Annotated in this window: 17 protein-coding genes; 9 read left to right on the plus strand and 8 right to left on the minus strand. The window is 70.4% G+C overall.

The window, feature by feature from the left end:
- Window positions 1-227 precede the first annotated feature (227 nt).
- From B9Y95_RS17760 to B9Y95_RS17775, 4 genes are all read left to right on the plus strand, one after another.
- A complete protein-coding gene (locus tag B9Y95_RS17760; protein WP_085513939.1) occupies window positions 228-1,181 on the plus strand; it encodes a sugar phosphate isomerase/epimerase family protein in 954 nt (317 codons plus the stop codon).
- Between the two features lie 27 nt (window positions 1,182-1,208).
- Entirely contained in the window at window positions 1,209-2,162 is a 954-nt protein-coding gene (locus B9Y95_RS17765) for a 3-hydroxyacyl-CoA dehydrogenase family protein (RefSeq protein ID WP_079706602.1), read from the plus strand.
- Window positions 2,163-2,237: 75 nt separating this feature from the next.
- Window positions 2,238-3,011, plus strand: coding sequence for an SDR family NAD(P)-dependent oxidoreductase (locus B9Y95_RS17770; protein WP_085513941.1), 774 nt, complete (start codon window positions 2,238-2,240; stop codon window positions 3,009-3,011).
- A gap of 253 nt (window positions 3,012-3,264) precedes the next feature.
- A complete protein-coding gene (locus B9Y95_RS17775) occupies window positions 3,265-4,638 on the plus strand; it encodes an MFS transporter (RefSeq protein ID WP_234994165.1) in 1,374 nt (457 codons plus the stop codon).
- A 253-nt stretch (window positions 4,639-4,891) separates the two neighbouring features.
- Here B9Y95_RS17775 and B9Y95_RS17780 read toward each other — a convergent pair whose 3' ends face one another.
- The 5 genes from B9Y95_RS17780 to B9Y95_RS17800 all read right to left on the minus strand — a co-directional run bounded on the left by B9Y95_RS17780 (window position 4,892) and on the right by B9Y95_RS17800 (window position 9,920).
- Window positions 4,892-5,605 (minus strand): GntR family transcriptional regulator, encoded by a 714-nt coding sequence (locus B9Y95_RS17780; RefSeq protein ID WP_234994166.1) that lies wholly within the window; start codon window positions 5,603-5,605, stop codon window positions 4,892-4,894.
- Window positions 5,606-5,707: 102 nt separating this feature from the next.
- Window positions 5,708-6,484, minus strand: a complete 777-nt coding sequence (locus B9Y95_RS17785) for a triose-phosphate isomerase family protein (protein ID WP_327083106.1) — start codon at window positions 6,482-6,484, stop codon at window positions 5,708-5,710.
- Between the two features lie 26 nt (window positions 6,485-6,510).
- Window positions 6,511-6,972: a ribose-5-phosphate isomerase gene (locus B9Y95_RS17790; protein WP_071258616.1), complete on the minus strand. Its 462-nt coding sequence runs from the start codon at window positions 6,970-6,972 to the stop codon at window positions 6,511-6,513.
- A gap of 147 nt (window positions 6,973-7,119) precedes the next feature.
- Window positions 7,120-8,850, minus strand: a complete 1,731-nt coding sequence (locus B9Y95_RS17795) for a dihydroxyacetone kinase family protein (protein WP_085514067.1) — start codon at window positions 8,848-8,850, stop codon at window positions 7,120-7,122.
- 320 nt (window positions 8,851-9,170) lie between these two features.
- Complete coding sequence (locus B9Y95_RS17800) at window positions 9,171-9,920, minus strand: GNAT family N-acetyltransferase (protein ID WP_159453448.1); 750 nt, start codon at window positions 9,918-9,920, stop codon at window positions 9,171-9,173.
- A gap of 110 nt (window positions 9,921-10,030) precedes the next feature.
- On the opposite strand from B9Y95_RS17800, the gene B9Y95_RS17805 reads away from it, so the two are divergent.
- Window positions 10,031-10,822, plus strand: coding sequence for a response regulator transcription factor (locus B9Y95_RS17805; protein ID WP_085513947.1), 792 nt, complete (start codon window positions 10,031-10,033; stop codon window positions 10,820-10,822).
- Window positions 10,823-10,902: 80 nt separating this feature from the next.
- A complete protein-coding gene (locus B9Y95_RS17810) occupies window positions 10,903-12,450 on the plus strand; it encodes a sensor histidine kinase (RefSeq protein ID WP_200811437.1) in 1,548 nt (515 codons plus the stop codon).
- A gap of 383 nt (window positions 12,451-12,833) precedes the next feature.
- Here B9Y95_RS17810 and B9Y95_RS17815 read toward each other — a convergent pair whose 3' ends face one another.
- From B9Y95_RS17815 to B9Y95_RS17825, 3 genes are all read right to left on the minus strand, one after another.
- Window positions 12,834-13,472 carry a GntR family transcriptional regulator gene (locus tag B9Y95_RS17815; protein WP_085513951.1) on the minus strand — a complete coding sequence of 213 codons (639 nt, stop codon included), beginning with the start codon at window positions 13,470-13,472 and terminating at the stop codon, window positions 12,834-12,836.
- Window positions 13,469-14,443 (minus strand): DMT family transporter, encoded by a 975-nt coding sequence (locus tag B9Y95_RS17820; RefSeq protein ID WP_085513953.1) that lies wholly within the window; start codon window positions 14,441-14,443, stop codon window positions 13,469-13,471. Before B9Y95_RS17820 ends, B9Y95_RS17815 begins: the two co-directional genes overlap by 4 nt.
- Window positions 14,444-14,558: 115 nt before the next feature.
- Window positions 14,559-15,008, minus strand: coding sequence for a hypothetical protein (locus B9Y95_RS17825; RefSeq protein WP_085513954.1), 450 nt, complete (start codon window positions 15,006-15,008; stop codon window positions 14,559-14,561).
- 282 nt (window positions 15,009-15,290) lie between these two features.
- On the opposite strand from B9Y95_RS17825, the gene B9Y95_RS17830 reads away from it, so the two are divergent.
- The 3 genes from B9Y95_RS17830 to B9Y95_RS17840 all read left to right on the plus strand — a co-directional run bounded on the left by B9Y95_RS17830 (window position 15,291) and on the right by B9Y95_RS17840 (window position 19,687).
- Entirely contained in the window at window positions 15,291-17,540 is a 2,250-nt protein-coding gene (locus tag B9Y95_RS17830; RefSeq protein WP_085513956.1) for an LPXTG cell wall anchor domain-containing protein, read from the plus strand.
- A gap of 104 nt (window positions 17,541-17,644) precedes the next feature.
- The gene (locus B9Y95_RS17835) at window positions 17,645-18,922 is read left to right on the plus strand and encodes a CDP-alcohol phosphatidyltransferase family protein (RefSeq protein WP_085513958.1); all 1,278 of its coding nucleotides are present in this window, start codon (window positions 17,645-17,647) and stop codon (window positions 18,920-18,922) included.
- Window positions 18,923-19,003: 81 nt separating this feature from the next.
- On the plus strand, window positions 19,004-19,687 hold the full coding sequence (locus tag B9Y95_RS17840; RefSeq protein ID WP_085513959.1) for an HAD family hydrolase: 684 nt from the start codon (window positions 19,004-19,006) through the stop codon (window positions 19,685-19,687).
- Window positions 19,688-19,693 lie beyond the last annotated feature (6 nt).

Genomic DNA, 19,693 nt, shown 5'->3' on the forward strand with positions numbered 1-19,693 from the left:
GCTTCCCGCTCCGCCGCTCGCTGGGCTTCCCGCTCCGCCGCTCGCTGGGCTTCCCGCTCCGCCGCTCGCTGGGCTTCCCGCTCCGCCGGTCACTGAGCCCCCCTCCGCCGGTCACTGAGCCTGTCGAAGTGCCCTTGCGCATTCGTGGAAACGCTTTACTATTTCCTATAGGATCTTTTTCACCGGGAGCACCAGCCCCGAGCAGTCCCTGAGCGCAATGGAGCATCATGACGGATACGACCGCGACCGCGTCGACACCCCGCTGGACCGCCGACACCTGGCCTATCGCCACCTGTCTGCACGGCATCCCACCCGTCGACCGCAACGGCGTGTCCCTGCACGACGCGGAACCCGAAGCCTGGGACGACCTCTTCGCGCAGGTCGCCGGCGTCGGGTTCACCCTCGCCGAACTGCCCGACAGCCACGTCCGGCCCGCCGACCTCGAACCGTCCCGTCGTGACGAGTTCCTCGCCATCGCGAAGTCGCACGGCGTCGGCGTCCCGTCCGTCCACCTCCAGCGGCAGAGCGTGATCATGCCTGGCCACGAGGAGCGCAACCTCGAGTACGCGCACCGCACGATCGACGCCGCCGCCGAGTGGGGGATGCAGGTCTTCTCCACCGGCCTGCACCAGCCCTTCAACGACGCGCAGCGCAAGGCGCTGTGGTTCTGGACCGCGCAGGGCCCGAAGGACCCCGACGACCCCGACGTCTGGAACGCCGCCGTCAGCCGCATCCGCGAGCTCGGCAAGCACGCGGCCGACGTGGGCCTGCCGCTCGCACTCGAGCTCTACGAGGACACCTACCTCGGCACCGCCGACAGCGCGGTCCGGTTCGTGGAGGAGGTCGGGCTCGACAACGTCGGCCTGAACCCCGACGTCGCGAACCTCATCCGCCTGCACCGCCCGGTGGAGGACTGGCGCGAGCTGTTCGCCAAGACCCTGCCGTACGCCAACTACATGCACGTGAAGAACTACACCCGCGACGAGGCGGCCGACGGCAGCTGGGCGACGTCCGTGCCGTCCACCATGGACGCCGGACTCATCAACTACCGCCAGGTCTTCCGCGACGCCGTCGACCTCGGCTTCAACGGCATCATCCTGGCCGAGCACTACGGCGGCGACAGCCTCGGCATGTGCTCCACCAACCAGAAGTACATCAGGACCCTGCTGCCGCAGGCCTGATCCAGACGACCACAGGAGAGCTTCATCATGACCACACACACCATCGCCGTCGTCGGATCGGGGTACATGGGCGGCGGCATCGCCCAGGTGCTCGCGCTGTCCGGCGCCACCGTCCGCATCGCCGACATCTCCGAGGAGATCGCGCGCAAGAACTACGACCGCCTCATCGCCGAGGCCGAGCAGTTCGTCGCCGACGGCCTCTTCCCCGCCGACGCCGTGGAGCGGATCCGCGCCAACGTCTCGCCCGCCGCCTCCATCGAGGAGGCCGTCACCGGAGCCGACTTCATCGAGGAGGCCGTCCCCGAGAAGATCGAGATCAAGCACGAGACCCTCCGTCGCATCAGCGCCGCAGCCTCGCCCGACGCCATCATCGGCTCGAACACCTCGACCATCCTCATCGGTTCGCTCGCCGAGGCCGTCACGAACCCGGAGCGGTTCCTCGGCGTCCACTTCTCGAACCCGGCCCCGTTCATCCCCGGTGTCGAACTCATCCCGCACGAGACCACCGCCGATGCGGCGATCGCCACCGTCGAGGAGATCGTCGCAGCGACCGGCAAGGAGACCGCCCGCGTCAAGGACGCCACCGGCTTCGTGCTCAACCGTCTGCAGTACGCGCTGTTCCACGAGGCGACGCAACTCGTCGAGGAGGGCGTCGCGACGCCCGAGGACATCGACACGATCGTCCGCACCACCTTCGGCTTCCGGCTCCCCGTCTTCGGCCCCTTCGCGATCGCCGACATGGCCGGACTCGACGTGTACTCGTTCTGCTACGCGTCGCTCCAGACCCGGTGGCCCGAACGGTTCGCCACGCCCGACTCCCTCAAGGAGCTCGTCGACGCCGGCAAGTTCGGCACCAAGTCGGGTGCCGGCTACCTCGACGTCCCGGCCGACCGCACCCCCGAGCTGATCGCCTACCGCAACAAGGCGTACGTCGCGATCAAGCAGCTCATGGACGAGCTCGGCCCCGCGCCCATCAACTGAGCGCCGCACCGACCTGGCGCAACGTCCGACTCGATCGGACACCAGACTTCACCACTCCACGCAGAAAGGCCGGCCATGACCGCCACCTCCTTCCCCGAATCCAAGACCGTCGTCCTCACCGGCGCAGCCTCCCCGCGCGGCATCGGTCGCGCCTCCGCCCACCACCTCGCCGAACTCGGCTGGAACATCGGGATCATCGACCTCGACGAGGCTGCGGCGCAGGCGGTCGCCGCCGAGATCGCGGAGCAGCACGGCGTGCAGGCGGCCGGCGCCGGTGCGAACGTCGCCGACGAGGCGCAGGTGCGTGCCGCGTTCGACGCGCTCGAGGCCGCCCTCCCGCAGCTCGTCGCCCTCGTGAACCTCGCGGGTGTCGCCTCACCCGTGCCCTACCTCGAGGTGAGCGCCGACGAGTGGAAGCGCGTCATCGACATCAACCTCAACGGCGTCCACTACACGACCCGCCGTGCGGTCGAATCGATGGTGTCGAACGGCGTCGGTCGCGTCGTCAGCCTGTCGTCCGTCTCCGCCCAGCGTGGCGGCGGCACCTTCAGCAAGACGGCCTACTCGGCGGCGAAGGCCGGCGTGATCGGCTTCACCCGCAGCGTCGCCCGCGAGCTCGGCCACGACGGCATCACGGTCAACGCCATCTCGCCCGGACCCATCGACACCGACATCATGGGCGGCACCCTCACCGAAGAGCGCAAGGCGGCCATGGCCGCCGACGGCGTCCTGCCTCGCATTGGCACCCCACGCGACATCGCCGCCGCCATCGCCTACCTCATCAGTGAGGACGCCGGCTTCGTCACCGGTCAGACGCTGAACGTCGACGGCGGCCTCTACATGCACTGATCCACCACACGCACCACGAGCGAACGGAGCAGCACCATGCAGCACCTCACCGGTCAGTGGACCAAATCCCGGTTGATCTTCCTCGGCCTCGGCGTCGTCTTCGTCGGCATCGGCCTCTGGATGATCATCCCTTCGATGGTCTCCTGACCACACCCTTCCCGGTCACTGAGCCTGTCGAAGTGCGCCTCGACAAGCTCGGCGAGCGGGACGCCCAGTACGACCTACAGCACCAGTCATCTCAAAGGAGAGTGTCTTGTCCACACCCAATCCGCCGGCGATCGGATCGACCAACGATCCCGCGCTGAAGTCGGCGATCCGCAAGGCGTCGAAGCACCTCATGCCGATGCTCGTCATCCTGTACTTCGTCGCGTTCCTGGACCGCACGAACGTCGGCTTCGCCGAGGAGGCGCTCAGCGTCGACCGCGGCATCTCGAACGGTGCCTTCGCCCTCGGCGCCGGGATCTTCTTCATCGGCTACGCGATCTTCGAGATCCCGAGCAACCTGCTGCTGAAGAAGTTCGGCGCCCGGTTCTGGCTCGCCCGCATCGCGGTGACCTGGGGCATCGTCGCAGCGGCCTTCGCATTCACCACGAACGACACGATGTTCATCGTCCTGCGCTTCCTGCTCGGCGTGACCGAGGCCGGGCTCTTCCCCGGCGTCATCATGTTCCTGTCGGAGTGGTTCCCGAACAAGGTCCGCGTCCAGATGTTCTCGATCTTCTACCTGGCGCAGCCGTTCTCGCAGATGCTCGGCGCCCCGCTGAGCGGTGGCCTCATCAGCTTCGGTGACGCCCTCACCCCGTGGCACGGCTGGCAGGTGATGTTCTTCGCCGAAGGCATGCTGGCGATCCTGGCCGGGTTCGCGGCGCTGTACTTCCTCACCAACTCGCCACAGCAGGCGAAGTGGCTGGACCAACAGGAGAAGGACTCGTTGACGGCCGCGATGGAACGCGAGGACACCGTGCGGCAGTCGGACGGCCCGACCGGTATCGCGAAGGCGATGACGAGTTGGAAGGTGTGGTACTTCACCATCATCTACTTCTGCCTGCAGATCGCGGTGTACGGCACGACGTTCTACCTCCCGCAGCAGGTGGCGAACCTCATCGGCCAGGACGTCGGCTGGCAGGTCGGTCTCGTGGCGGCCATCCCGTGGCTCGTGGGTCTGTTCGCCTGTTACTACGTGGGCCGGAACGCGAACACGGTCGTCCGTCGTCGCACCTGGGGAACGATGTTCTACATCTCTACCGGCGTCTTCATCCTGGCCTCGGCCTGGGCGGGTGCGAACAACCAGCCGATCCTCGGCATCCTGTTCATCACCATCGCGGTGGCGAGCTTCCTCTCGGTCGGGCCGATCACGTGGGCCTACCCGACGGCGTTCCTCACCGGCACGGCTGCGGCGGCGGGCATCGGCCTCATCAACTCGCTCGGTAACCTCGGCGGCTTCGTCGCCCCGATCATGCGCACCGGCATCAACGAGAGCGTGCCGACCGACAGCGGCGTGTGGGGCGTGGTCTCGCTCGGGGTGTTCGCCTTCCTCGCGGCCGCGATGCTCTACTGCACCCGGTTCTTCCGTGGGGCGAAGGCGGACGAGCTGCTCGAGACGACGGTGAACCGCACGGCGCACTAGTCACGACGCAACGCCCGGACGGGGTCGATCGCTCAGGCGGTCGGCCCCGTTCTGCGCCCTTCGACAGGCTCAGGGACCGGAGGAGGGCGGCTCGGGGACCGGAGGAGGGGGGCTCGGGGATCGGAGGAGGGCGGCTCGGGGACCGGAGGAGGGCGGCTCGGGGATCGGAGGACTCGGTCCCTGAGCCTGTCGAAGGGTGTGTGCCCGGCCCTGCGGTTGCCAGACCCCGGTCCCTAGCCTGTCGAAGGGTGGCTCAGTGCTCGGCGTCGCTGCGGGCGCGGGTGCGCACGAGCTCGATGTGTGAGCGCATGGCCGCCGCGGCGGCGTCGGGGCCCTCGGAGAACGCGTCGAGGATGGCGCGGTGCTCGACGACCGCCTGGTCGGCGTCGGTGACGCCCGTCTCGACCGTCTGGCGCATGCGGTGCACGCGGGTGGAGATGCCCTCGGACATGTCGAGGAGGAACGGGTTGCGGGTGCCCTCGAAGATGAGGTGGTGGAAGTTCCAGTCCACCGCGAAGTACTCGCGGAGGAGCGCGACGGGGATCTCGCCGGCCGACGCCGCGGCGCGCACCCTGGCGGTCATCTCGACGTGCTGCTCGAGGGCGACCTCGAGGGCCGGGACGAGCTCGTCGGCGTGGGCGGCGGCCAGCGCCGTTGCGCCACTCTCGAGCACGATGCGGGCGTCGAACAGCGACTCGAGCTGGTCGTCGGCCAGCGGTGGTGCCACCCGGTAGCCCTTGTGGGTGACCCGGGTGACGAGTCCGGTGCGCTCCAGCTGGACGAGTGCCTCGCGGACCGGAGTCGGCGAGACGTCGAGGTCGCGGGCGATGGCGTCGATCGACAGGCGGGCACCCGGTTCGATGCCGGAGCTCAGGAGCATGTCGAGCACCAGCTCGTAGACGCGGTCGCGCAGACCGCGGCGTTCGAGCGAGGAGGAGGCGCCGAGTGGGAAGACGGCATCAACCACGGCAGCCTCCGAAGGGTGTGCTCGAGGCGTCGTCACGGAGGGGAACCTCCGGTCGAGCGGCCGCGATGATCGTCGAGGACCAGTTTACGGGGCCGCCAGGCGTCATCGCGGCAGGTCGGAGCCCGCGCGGTCGAGGCCGTCCACCTCGTCGAGCACCAGCGAGAGGGCTGCCGGATCGTGGGCGAAGCGGCCGAGGAAGACCCCGTCGACCGCGTCGCCGATCGTCGTGAGTAGGCCAGGTCCGGCGCTCCCACCGTAGATGACGGCCGAGGAGGTGTCGACCAGACCCATCGTGGCGAGCGCGTCGAGGTGGCCGCGCAGCCGGAGGCACACCGCGCGGATGTGGGCTGGACTCGCGGCCTCGGTGGCGCCGATGGCCCAGTGCGGTTCGTAGGCGACGATGACGCGGCCCACGATCCCGGCGGCGACCGCCCCTGCCAGGGCGTCGTCCAGCTGTGCGACGCATTCCGTGGCTGCCACCTCGGCGTCGCCGTGCTCGGCCTCACCGATGCACAGCACGGGCGCGAGACCGTTGCGGAGCGCTGCGGTCGTCTTCGCGCGGACGACGTCGGGCGTCTCGCCGAACAGTCGGCGTCGCTCCGCGTGCCCGACCTCGACGACCTCGCAGCCGACCTCGCGGAGCTCTGCGCCGCTCACCTCGCCGGTGAACGCCCCGGTGTCCTCGGTCGCGAGGTCCTGAGCCCCCACGGCTGCGACGCCGCGGAGCCGCTCGACCGCGCCGGTCACCGAGAGGTATCCGGGGATGACGAACAGCTCCGCAGCGCCGGATCGGAGTGCGTGGTGCTCGGCCGACACCCCCGCGACGACCGAGCACCAGTCGAGCGTCTGCGCGTGCCCGAAGTACATCTTCAGGCTCACGCCGACGAGTCTGGGACGTCCTGACATCAGGACGCTTCGTATGCGCTGATCTCCTGCACCTTGTCGTTCGACGCGCTCGAGGCGTCGAACTCGTAGGTGAGCCACTCGCGCACGTTGCGGCGGGCGAGTTCGATGCCGACGACGCGCTGGCCCATGCAGAGCACCTGGGCGTCGTTCGAGAGCACTCCACGTTCGACGGAGAAGCCGTCGTGCGCGGTGACGGCTCGGATGCCCTGGACCTTGTTCGCCGCGATCGCGACGCCGAGGCCCGTGCCGCAGATGAGCAGCGCGCGGTCGGCCTCGCCGCGGGCGACGATCTCGGCCGCGGTCACCGCGACCGTCGGGTAGTTGGTGTGGCCGTCGGCGTCGACCCCGACGTCGACCACGGAGGCGACCAGGTCGCTCGCCTCGAGGTCGCGCTTCAGGATCTCCTTGTAGTCGTAACCGGCGTCATCGGAGCCGATGACGATTCGCCAGGTGCGGGTCATGGTGTGCCTTTCGTGGTTGGCCCTTCGACAGGCTCAGGGACCGGTGTGTCGCTTCAGGGAGCGGGGTGTCTGTGCAGGGAGCGGGGTGTTTGTGCAGGGAGCGGTGTGTTTGTGCAGGGAGCGGGTCTTCTGTCGGTGGACCGGGCGTCAGCGCTCGGCGAGCAGGGTGCCGACGCGTTCGACGATGAGGGCGAGGGAGACGGCTCCGGGGTCCTCGACGCCGACGGCCTTCGAGCCGTGCGAGCGGGCTCGGCCCATGCCGGGCATGAGACCGGCCGTGTCGTGTGCCGCGGTGGTTGCCGCTGCCGCCGCCGTCGTCCAGGCGGTGGAGAGGTCGTCGCCGGCGGTGACGCGTTCTGCGAGCGTGTCGGCGAACGGGACGAGGGCGTCGACGAGCGTCTTGTCGCCGACAGAGGCCTTGCCGTAGCGCATGACGGCGTCCTTGGCGGCGGTCACGCCCTCGCTCACGGCGGTGGCGGTCGGGCGCTCGGCGTCGCCGAGGCGCTCGCCGAGGGTGCGCAGCATGACGCCCCACAGGGCGCCCGAGGTCCCACCGGCGCGGTCGGACCAGGCGTCGCCCGAGCGGTCGAGCAGGGTCGCGACGCCGGCACCGGCCTCACGCAGGCGCTCGGCCTCGGTGGCAGCGGCGGTCGCCCCGCGGTCCATGCCGATGCCGTGGTCGCCGTCGCCGACGATGGCGTCGAGGCGTCCCAGCTCGTCCGCGTGCTCCGCGAGGAGCTCCTGGATCGCGGAGATCGCGTCGGCCACGACGGCCGCCGACTCCTGCGACTCGGGCGAAGCGTCCGGCACGACGAAGGCGACATCCTCGGTGTCGTCGGCGGCGACGGTCTCGAGTGCGCCGGAGTCGACGGCGCCCGTGCGGAACGCGGGCGTGTCCGCAGCAGCACTCCACAGTCGCTCCAGCTCCTCGTCCACCCAGAGCAGGGTGAGTGAGACGCCGGCCATGTCGAAGCTCGTGCAGAACTCACCGACCTGGGGGTCGACGAGGGTGATCCCGGCGTCCTCCAGCAGGGAGGCGATGCGGTCGTAGACGACGAACAGCTCCTCCGACTTCACGGAGCCGAGGCCGTTGAGGATCGGGACGACGCGTGCGCCGTTCGGCGTGACGCCCTCCGGGATCTCGGCCTCGTTCAGGAGGTGGTGCACGAACAGCTCCGCCAGTCCGTCCGCGGAGGGGATGTCGGTCTCGTCGATGCCCGGCTCGCCGTGGATGCCGAGCCCGACGGCCATGCGTCCCTCCGGCACGGAGAACAACGGTTCGTCGGCGCCGGGTAGCGTGCACCCGGAGAACGCGACGCCCATCGAACGGGTCCGGGCGTTGGCCAGGATCGCCACGCGCTCGACGTCGTCGATGGAGTACCCACCAGAAGCAGCGCCACCCGCGACCTTGAAGACGGTGAGGTCGCCCGCGATCCCGCGCCGCTTCTCGAGTTCGGTTGGCGGGGCGCTGAAGATGTCGTCGGTCACGGTGACGGTGCGGCAGTCGATGCCGTCGGCGCGCACGGCGTCCTGGGCGGCGGTGAAGTGCAACACGTCGCCGGCGTAGTTGCCGTAGCTGAGGAGGACACCCCGACCCTGTTCGCTCGCGCGGACGACGCTCTCCACCTGGTGTGCCGACGGTGATGCGAAGAGGTTGCCCATGGCCGCACCGTGGGCGAGTCCCGGTCCGACGAGGCCGGCGAAGGCGGGGTAGTGCCCGGATCCGCCACCGATCACGAGGGCGACCTCCGGTTCCGCGGACTTCGTGGAGCGCGACACCCCGCCGGAGACCTTGCGTACCCAGCGTCCGTTGGCCCGGACGAAGCCGTCCACCATCTCATCCGCGAAGTCGGCCGGTCGGTTCCAGAGCCTGGTCATCTGCATCTCCTCGTCATCGAGTCCGTCGATCCGGCACGAGCCGGCACATCGCGATAATCCTATAGGATATTGGAACCGACCGAAACCCTGGCAGTGCCCTAACTCAGGACCGCTGCGGCGTGTCGCCGTCCGATCGAGGGCCAGGGCCGCGACGCGCCGCGCCGATCCTGAGTTGGGGGAAGTGACAGGCAGGCGGGGGAGGCGCCGGGTGGAGGAGCGGAACGGGAGCGAAGCAGAGACGCCCGTCCAGGCGGCTGAACCTGCCGAGGTGCGTGTGGGGGAGACACGGCCCCGGCAGGTTCGGCCGCCCGGACGGGCGATCAGCTCCGGCCGGTGCTGCCCGCCGTCCGTTCCGCACGACGTGCGGCGAGGAGCGAGGGCGTGATCGCGAAGGTGATGCTCGACGACCGGCGCGGTGCGGCCACCCGGAGGAAGCCGAGCCGCTCGGCGAGGGCGATGGACCTGATGTTCTCCGGCTCGATGACGGCCGTCACGGTCTTCGCCCCGAGCTCGCGGAAGGCCAGGTCGATCATCGCCGCCGAAGCCTCGCTCGCGAGACCGCGTCCGCCGACGGCGGGGTCGAGGACCCATCCGATCTCGACCGAGCGCTCTGCGGGCTGGACGTCGCGGAGGTGCAGGGAGACGTCTCCGACGAGCCGCCCGTCGTGCTCGACGGCCAGGGCGAGGAAGTCGCCCGACTGCCAGAGACGACTGTGCCGGACGCGGTGACGCAGGTGTTCGCGGGACGCCTCCCGGTCGCGGACGGGCCACGGCAGGTGCTCGACGACCTCGGGCGTGGACTGGATGCGGTACCAGGCGTCGGCATCCTCCAGCCGGTGACGACGCAGGACCAGACGGTCGGTGCGGATCGGGTGCGCGTCGACCGGGGCCTCGATCCGCGGCCCGCGGAGGAACCGAGGACGTGAGACGCCTGCCGGGAACAGAGGACGCAGCGCACGGACCGCGGCGGCGAGGCCGCTCCGGACCCGGTCCGCGGGCTCGGCCGTCGCTCCGGCCGTCCGACGACGGCGGGGGGCGAACGACGTGCCCAGGGGCTCTGCTCGGGTCATGCCCTCCACGGTAGGCACCGCGCCCATGGGCTCGGCCTGAAAAGATATGAGGCCTCTATGAATCGCCCGTCGCTCCCGCGCCTCGCAGCTCGACGACGGATAATCGACCCATGCCCTCCGACCTGCCAACGCAGATCGTCGACTCGGGGCGCCGCCGGGCGGTCCTCGCCAAGCTACCGCGGATGTACCGGGCCGACGGTTCACCCATCCGCGTCCTCCTCGTCGACGACGAAGCGGTCCTGACCGACCTCGTGAGCCTGGCCCTCGGCTACGAGGGATGGGTCGTGGACGTCGCCACCAACGGTCGCGAGGCTGTCCAGCGCTACCGCACGGAACGTCCCGACGTCGTGGTCCTCGACATCATGCTGCCCGACATGGACGGGCTGAGCGTCCTGCGCCAGCTTCGCAGCTTCTCGCAGGCGGAGCCGGAATCGGGCACCCCGACGCTGTTCCTCACCGCTCGCGACTCGGTGGACGACCGCATCATGGGCCTCACCGCCGGCGGCGACGACTACATGACGAAGCCGTTCTCGCTCGAGGAGCTCGTGGCCCGCCTCCGTGGTCTCCTCCGCCGCACCGCGCACGTCGTGTCCGACGACGATTCCCGCATCACGATCGGCGGACTCTTCCTCGACGAGCGCAGCTACGAGGTCAGCCGCGACGGCGAGCCGGTGGCGCTCACGACGACCGAGTTCGAACTGCTCCGCTACTTCATGCGCAACCCGAAGCGCGTGCTGAGTCGTGCCCAGATCCTCGACCGCGTGTGGAACTACGACTTCGCCGGCAAGGCCAGCATCGTCGACCTCTACGTCTCCTACCTCCGCAAGAAGATCGACGCCGACCGGGCGCCGATGATCCACACCGTCCGCGGTGTCGGGTACGTGCTGCGGCCGGTCGAATGAGCACCGCATCGGTTCCGACTGCGGGCGTGCCGACACCTCGGGCGAACCGGCGGCACCCGTGGACTCTCCAGCGACGGTTGGTGACGGGCATCGCGGCGGTCATCGCCGCGGTCCTCGCGGTGTCGGGCATCCTCACGATCGTCACGGTCGAAGGGTCGGTCACGGCCGTCGTCGACACCCAGCTCACCGGATCCATGGAGGCTTTCGAGCACTCCGTGGTGAAGTTCCACGACCAGCAGGCCGGTGCCGGAGCCGTGGTCGACCCCGATGCCACGCGCGGCGAGCCCGGCTACGTCAAGCCGTTCGTGGACTACGTCGGCCACGGTCCCGGCACGCTCATCGCGCTCGTCGCGGACGGTGGAGTCGTCGACTCCGCGCGTTTCACCCAGTCCAACGCGACGGCGCTCGACGTGCGGACGAAGGCGCTCATCGAGGAGGCCGTCGCGGCCGACAGCTCCGAGCGACAGAACATCGAGTTGGGTTCGCTCGGCGGGTACCGGCTCGACTTCCTCGACCACGGCGACGGCGAGACCCTCGTGGCCGGCGTCTCGCTCGCCACCCCGCGTGCAGCCGTGCAGCAGGAGGCGATCGTCATCGCGATCCTCGCCGTCCTCGCGCTCGCGGTCACCATCATCGGGGCGATCATCGTGGTCCGCCTCGGGCTCCGACCGTTGTCCCGCGTGGCCGCCGCCGCCGAGGAGGTGTCCACGCTGCAACTCGAGCGCGGCGACACCGGGATCGACGTACGGGTCGATCAGGCCGACACCGATCCTCGGACGGAGATCGGCAAGGTGGGCGAGGCGCTCAACGGCCTCATCGACCACGTCGACCGCGCACTCGCCGTCCGAGCCGCGACCGACAAGCGCATGCGCCGGTTCGTCACCGACGCGAGCCACGAACTCCGGACGCCACTCGCCGCGATCCAGGGCTACGCGGAGCTCACCCGTCAGGACAGCGAGAGCCTCCCGCCCATGACGGAGCACGCGCTCGCCCGCATCGAGTCGGAGGCGACCCGGATGAGTTCGCTCGTCAGTGAGTTGCTCCTGTTGGCGCGTCTCGACGAGGGCCAGGACCTGCACCTCGACGACGTCGACCTGAGTGACCTCGTGGCTGCCGCCGTGAGTGACGCGGCCGTCTCGGCACCGGCGCATCACTGGTCGGTCGACGTGCCCGAGCGCGCGATCATCGTGCTGGGCGACCGCGAGCGTCTCCACCAGCTCGTCGTGAACCTGCTGTCGAACGCAGCCGTGCACACCCCGGCCGGCACCTCCGTGGTCACCCGTATCAGTGCACCGAAGAGTCCCGACGAGCCGCAGCGCGCCTCGCTGACGATCGCCGACGACGGACCCGGCATCGACGAGGCCTTCCTCCCCGAGCTCTTCGACCGATTCGCCCGGGCGGACTCGTCGCGCTCGCGTGCCGCCGGCAGTACGGGCCTCGGCCTGGCGATCGCGCTGTCCATCGCCGAAGGCCACGAAGGCTCGATCGAGGTCGCCTCGTCATCCGCCGGCACCACGTTCACGGTGACGCTGCCGTGGTCGGGTCCGTCCGAGGAGCACCCCGCGGTCCGGCCGGCGGCGGACGCCACCGGGACGCGGCCGGAGGCGGTCACCTCGACGCGAGGTTGACGGCCCCTCCGCGGTCGTCGAGTTCCATCCGGTGACCGAGCCGCACCCGGTCGCCGAGCTTGTCGAGGCGCCCTTCGACAAGCTCAGGGACCGGAAAGGGTCGCTCAGGGACCGGAGCTGACGGGGCGCCCTTCGACAAGCTCAGGGACCGGAAGGGGTGGCTCAGGGACCGGAAGGGGTGGCTCAGGGACCGGAGCTGACGGGGCGCCCTTCGACACGCTCAGGGACCGGACGGGGTCGCTCAGGGACCGGAATGGGTCGCTCAGGGACCGGAGCGGACGGGGTGCCCTTCGACAAGCTCAGGGACCGGACGGGGTCGTTCAGGGACCGGAAGGGGTCACTCCGGGACCGGAAGGGGTGGCTCAGGGACCGGACTGGGCGCCTCAGGGGGCCGGCCGGCGGAGTGCGATGAGCTGCTCCGCCGAGTGCGCGAGATGGGCGCGGAGCTCCTCCTCGCCGTGGTCGCCGATGAGCGCGTCGACGAGTCGGTCGTGCTGGTCGATGAGTTCCTCTGGCGGGAGGACGCTTCGGAGCTGCACCATGAACAGGCCGAGCTCGGCGAGCAGGGCAGCGTGCGCCTCGCTGAGTCGGGGGCTCCGGGCCGCGGCGACGATCGCGTGGTGCAGCTCGGCGTGCGCGACCTCGATGGCACGGTGATCGCCGGGTCGGTCGATGCAGATGCGTCGGAGGCTGTCGTGCGCCGTGATGATCGAGTCAGGTGGGCGCGACGACGGTTCCGCGCGCGTTCGCAGCAGCCGGACCGCCTCGGCCTCGACCGCCGTCCGGTACTCCATGAGGGCGAGCACGTCCGCATCGCTGAACGACCGCACCCGAGCACCGCGGTAGGCCTCGAATGTGACGAGGCGCTCCGCCGCGAGCGCCTGGAGCGCCGCTCGGACGGTGTGCCGGTTGACGCCGAACCGGGTGGTGAGGGCGGTCTCCCGCAACGGCTCGTCCGCGCCGAGCCGTCCGTCGAGGATGTCCTCCCGGAGCGCGTCGGCGACGGCGTCGACCGCGGTCATCCGGCGACCTCGCGACGATCGGTGCGCTTCGGCACGACGAGGATCGCGAGTCCGGCCACGAGCAGCGCGGCGCCGACGACGGTGGACGACCCGAAGGACTCGCCGAGGAGCAGGATGCCGAGGAGCGTCGCCGTCAGGGGTTCGAACAGCGTGAGCGTCGCGACTCGAGACGCGGGCAGCCCGCCGAGCGCGTAGCCGAACAGCAGGTACCCCGCCACCGTGTTCACGAGCGCGAGCCACGCGACCGCGAGGGCGCCGGGCGCGGTGAGGATCCAGGCCGTCTCGGTGGTGAGGAGGATCGGCACCGAGACGAGCGCCGCTGCGCCGAAGAGCGCCGCCATGGTGCCGAGCGGTGTCCACCCGTGCTCGATGAGTGCCTTACTGCAGAGCGTGTACAGGGCGTACGAGGCTCCGGCTCCGACGGACGCGAGCAGCCCGTCCACCGAGACGGTCCCGATCCCGCCGCCCGTCACCCCGGACAAGACGGCGACTCCGGCTGCGGCGACGATCGTTGCCAGGAACCAGCGGCCGCTCGGGCGCCGGCGGTGGATCGCCCATTCGAGGAGGCCGGTGATGGCCGGTGCGGAGCCGAGCGCGGTGAGGGTCCCGATCGCGACACCGTTGCGTTCCGCTCCGAGGAAGAAGAACGGCTGGTACGTCGTGACACCGATCGTGCCGACGACGACGGCGACGATCAGGGCGGGCCTCCCGAGTTCCGCTGCGCGGGTTCGAGACGGCCTCGTGGACGTGGAGCGGTGGGCGAGCGCCACCCGGACGAGGACGAGGAGCGCCCCGCCGAAGACGATGCGTGCGGCGCCGAAGGCGACCGAACCCACCTCGATCGGCAGGAGCGCGTGAGCCGTCCCCGTCGTCCCGAAGCACACGGCGGCCAGGATCGCGGCGGCGACGGGCAGGCGCCCTGCGGCGGTGCTGCTGACGGTCCTCGGGGTCTCCGTAGGCGAACGGGTCATGGGGACAGCTTGCCGCAGGATTGTGTAACAATCAACGGCTGATCGGCATGTCCGGGGGACACGACACGACGCCCGCCCGCTCGAGGAGCGGACGGGCGTCGGGTGGGAGATCGGGTCAGCCGGCGTAGCCGCTGCTGATCACCGACACTCCGAGCAGCAGGGCTGCGCCGGCGGCGACGATCAGCGCCAGGGCCAGCATGGTGCCGGAGATGATGACCGCGGTGAGGGCGAAGCCCTTCGACTTCGGCTTGCGGGCGAGCGCGATGATGCCGAGCACGAGCGAGGCGATCGGCAGGAGGACGAATGACGGCGCGACGACCGCGGCGATCGACAGGGCGAACGCGATGATCGACAGCGTTTGGGTGGAGCTCTCGCGGTCGGCGGCCGTCGCGGCAGGTGCGGGTGCGAGGGGCACGGGGGTCGTCGGCTGTGTCGGTGCGACCTCCTGCACGGGCGTGGCCTGGGTGAGGGGTTCGGAGCCGAAGGCTTCGGTCGGGGCGTCTGCCAGGGTCACGTCCTCGGCGGGCGAGATCGTGGTGGACTCGGTGGTGGCTGAGGCGGACATGAGGTGGGTTTCCTTCCTCCGCGGTGGCGGAGCTTCCTCCGCGGTGTGCGGAGCTGTCTCCGCGGTGTGCGGAGCTGATCGGTTGATGGTTCCAGCCTCCTCGGATCGCCGCCGGTGCGCGTCGCCCGTGCGCCCGATCTCCCGTCCTCCCGCGGGATGATCCTGCGCGCCCACCTCATGGGTCTCCGGTGCCGTCGCCGTCGTTACCACGGTTCGGGCTGACCCTCGGAAACGGGACACAGGGCTTCCGCAGGCGACAGATGTGTGTTTATCCTGACGCCCATGACCCGTCGCATCGGAGCCGCTGTGCTCGCCCTGCTCGGAGCCTCCGCGCTCGCTCTTACCGCAGCCGTCCCGGCGGCGTCTGCCGCGACCACCTCGAGCTGGGCGACGTGGCCCACGTTCTCCGGTGGATCGGGGTCGTATCAGGGCACGATGACCCTGGCCGGTCAGCCCGCCCTCACCGCGGCGTTGACGAGCGACTCGGTCGGGGGCGGTGGCATCGGCGTCATCTCGGGCGCCTCGACCTGGCTGGCGGCGTCGACCCCGGTCGGCGCGAAGTACGGCAGCAGCCGCGATCAGCCCTACCTGAACCTCCGACCGAAGGCGAACAACGCGGCGTCGCCCTCGACCACGACCTACTCATTCGCGTCGCCGACACCGCCGTCCGGCTGGACCTTCGTCCTCGGCGACATCGACGCCGACCAGGTCACCGTGACGGCGATCGGGCCCGACGGCTCGGCACTCACCCCCGACGAGCTCGGGTTCAACGGAGGCTTCAACTACTGCGCTCCGGGCCTGGTCGGCAAGCCGTCCTGCACCGGTTCCGCGACGGACGTCCCCACCTGGGACCCGGCGACGCAGGTGCTCCGCGGCAATGACGCCGCATCGGACACCGCCGGCGCGGCAGGGTGGTTCGAGCCCTCAGCGCCGATCTCCAGCCTCACCTTCTCGTTCCGGCAGCGGTCGGGCGCGCCGGTCTACCAGGCGTGGTTCGCGTCGATCGCACGTGACGTGACCGGCACCGTGACCGACCAGACCAGCGGCCCGCTGGACGGTGTCGGCGTCCGGCTCATCGACCGCGACGGTCGGGTCGTGGCGTCGACCACGACCGCCGGAGGCGGTGCGTACGCCTTCGCTGGCTACTTCGCGACCGACGGCTACACCGTGCAGCTCGTCCCGCCGACCGGCAAGATCGCCGTCGGTCCCGCACGAGCCGCCGCGGACCTCACGGACGCCGACGCCGTCGCGGACTTCACCGTCCGTGACATCGTGCCCGTCGCCGTGTCCGGCACCGCGCTCGACACGGACGGTGCGCCGATCGTCGGAGCCACGGTCACCATCGACGGCGTCGGCAGCGTCACCACCGACACCGACGGGAACTACCTCTTCGACACCGTGCCGGTCGGCGACCACACGGTCGTCATCACGCCGCCCGCGGGCTACGCGGTGCAGAGCCCGCCGAACGTCTTCACGGTCCCGGCCGGCAGCGAGACTCCCATCACCGAGCAGGACTTCGTGCTCGTCGCGAACCCCAGTCTCGGTGGGGTGATCTCGTCCGGCGGGGTCGGTGTGGCCGGCGTCACCGTGAGCGTCGACGGTCCGAACGGTGTCGAGAGCGCCGTCACGGCAGCCGACGGTTCCTACCGCTTCCCACTCCTGTCTGCGGGGTCCTACGCGGTCTCGGTCGTCGCCCCGGAGGGGTACGTCGTCTCCGGAGCGGCCACCCGGGAGGAGGAGCTCGCCGGCACCGATCTCGACGCGGTCGACTTCGAGCTCGCCCGACTCGGCACCGTCATCGGCGACGTGCGGACGGACACCGACGCCCCGGTGCCCGCAGCGACGGTCACGGTGACGACGCCGGGCGGCCCGGTCGCCCTGACCACGACGGCCGAGGGGTCTTACGGGCTCGCCGACCTGGCGCCGGGCAGCTACGAGGTCACGCTGACCGTCCCGGCCGGGTACTCCGTGCCCGCGGGCGGCGCCACGACCGCCACCGTCGTCGTCGGCACGGACGGCGCGGTCCAGACGGTGCCCACCTTCGTGCTCGTCGCCGACGCGGTGCTCGGCGGCCTCGCCGGAACGGTCGAGACGGACGCCGGCGCTCCGGTCGCCGATGTCGCCGTCACCGTCGAGAACCCGGCCGGCCCGGTCGACCTCACGACGGACGTCGAGGGCGCCTACGACCTCGACGGTCTCGCGCCAGGCTCCTACCAGGTGTCCGTGACGGTTCCGGAGGGCTACACCGCCGAGGGCGCCACGACGGCGACCGTGGTCGTCGCCGCAGACGGTTCCGTGGCCTCGGTGCCGGCCTTCGTCCTCGTTCCCGACGCCGCAGTACCCGTGCCGTCGGCGAACCCGAGCGACCCGGCCGTTCCGAGTGGCTCGGGTCGTCTGCCCTCGACCGGTGCTGACGCGATGCCGTGGATCGTCGCAGCAGGAGCCCTCTTCGTGCTCGGTGCCGCGGGTGTCGTCACCGCGGCCGTCCTGCGTCGCCGCCGCGCGAACCGGGACGAGCTGTCCGGCGAATGACCGTCCCGGGTGGCCCTCGGGGACGGGAGGGCGCGGCTCATCCGTAGACTTGGGCGAGCCGCGCCCCGCCCGGGAGCGCGGTTCGCACTGCTGAACGGGGATCCGTGGACATCATCGGGTGGGTGAACGACATCGCCTCCGTGCTGCCCGACCCGGTGGTGTGGGTGTTCGGATTGCTGTTCGCGTTCGTCGAGTCGGGACTCGGACTCGGCTTCTTCGTGCCCGGCGAGACGATCGTGCTGCTCCTGTCCGCGACGCTCGACAGCCCGACGGCGGCACTGGTGATGCTCCTCGTCGTGGCCGTCGGAGGTTCGCTCGGCGACCACGTCGGTTACCTCCTGGGCCGCCGGTTCGGTCCGCGCATGCGTTCCACGAAGGTGATCCGCCGCCTGGGCGTCGGTAACTGGGACCGCGCGGTCGAGGCGCTGGAGCGCCGAGGGGCGCTCGCGGTCTTCCTGACCCGCCTGGTACCCGTGATCCGGACGCTCACCCCGGCTGCGGCCGGAGCCGCCCGTGTCCCGTACCGCGCGTTCCTCCCCGCGTCCCTCGGCGGTGCCCTCACCTGGTCGCTGGTGTACGTCGGCGTCGGCTTCCTCGTCCGATCATCGCTCGACGTCGTGCAGCGGTACCTCGGAGCAGGAGGCTGGATCCTGCTCGTGATCGTCGCAGTCGTGGTCGTGATCGTCGCCATCGTCCGGAGTCGTCGCGGGAAGGCCATCCCGGGTGACGAAGCGATGATCCCGGTGACCCTGCACGAGAAGACCCCGCTCGCGCGCCTGCGGACACAGCTGTTCTCCGACGACGACTGGAGGAACCTGCCGAACGCCATCACGGCCGGGCGCATCCTCCTGCTCCCGGTCTTCGCCGGCCTGGTGATCGCCGGGCTCTACTGGGCGGCGCTCTTCGTCGGAGCCGTCGTGTTCCTCAGCGATGTCGCCGACGGGCAGATCGCGCGTCGCATGGGCACGGTCTCCGCGCTCGGCACCTGGCTCGACGGGGTCGCCGATCGGCTGACGGTCGTCGTCGTCGCCGCGTCGTTCGCCATCGCCCAGATCATCCCCTGGCAGGTGTTCGTGCTCATGATCGTCCCCGACCTCCTGCTCGCCTTCATCGCCGTCGTCGCGTTCCGTGGGACGCCCGAGGTCCCGGTGAGCGTCGCGGGCAAGGTCCGGACCGTCCTCCTGTTCGTCGGCTTCTTCCTGCTCCTCGGCGGACTCGCCGTGGGCGGTGGGGATTCGACGTCGGGTCTCTACCGGCTGTTCGGCGGTGTCGGGTTCGTGGCCATCCTCCTGGGGCTCGTCGGTCACTACGTCGCAGCGATCCAATATGCGCGACGCATGGTCGTCACCTGGCAGCGCCAGGGTGCACGCACCGCCCGCTGACCACCGCCGTCGGCCGTCGTCGGAGACCACCACCGGATGGCGCACGGCCACAGTGCAGGCGCCGTCGTTTAGGCTCGGAGCATGCCAGTCGACTATCCGGACCTCGTCATCTTCGACTGCGACGGCACGCTCGTCGACACGGAACGCATCTCCGTCCGGGTGAACCTGCAGCTGCTCAACGAGGTCGGCGGCGACTACACCGAGGCCGAGGTGCGGGAGCTCTTCGTGGGCGCCTCGCTCGAGACGTACGCGACGCTCGTCGAGCAGCGCCTCGGGAAGCCGCTCGAGGCCGACTGGATCCAGCGCTGGAGTGACATGTTCCGCGGCATCTGCGAGCGCGAACTCGAGGCGGTCGACGGGGTCGTCGACGCCCTCGACGGCATCGCTGCGACCGGGGTGCCGCTGTGCGTCGCCTCGAACGGGATGCTGCATGACGTCGTCCGCAACCTCGGGCAGGTGGGCATCCACGACCGCTTCGACGGGCGCATCTTCAGCGCGACCGACGTCGCCGTCGGCAAGCCCGCACCCGACCTCTTCCTGCACGCCGCCGCCGACTTCGACACGGCCCCCGAGCGGTGCGCAGTCGTCGAGGACAGTGTCGTCGGCGTCCTGGCTGCGCGAGCGGCCGGCATGACGGTCTACGCCTACGCCGGTGGCATGACGCCCGCCGAGCGGCTCATCGGCGACGGCACCCACGTCTTCGACGACATGCGTCTGCTGCCCGACCTCATCCGCGACACCTGGGCGACCTCCGCGGCACGCTAGCCGCGC

The sequence above is a fragment of the Plantibacter flavus genome (assembly GCF_900177615.1).
Taxonomy (GTDB): Bacteria; Actinomycetota; Actinomycetes; order Actinomycetales; family Microbacteriaceae; genus Plantibacter; species Plantibacter flavus.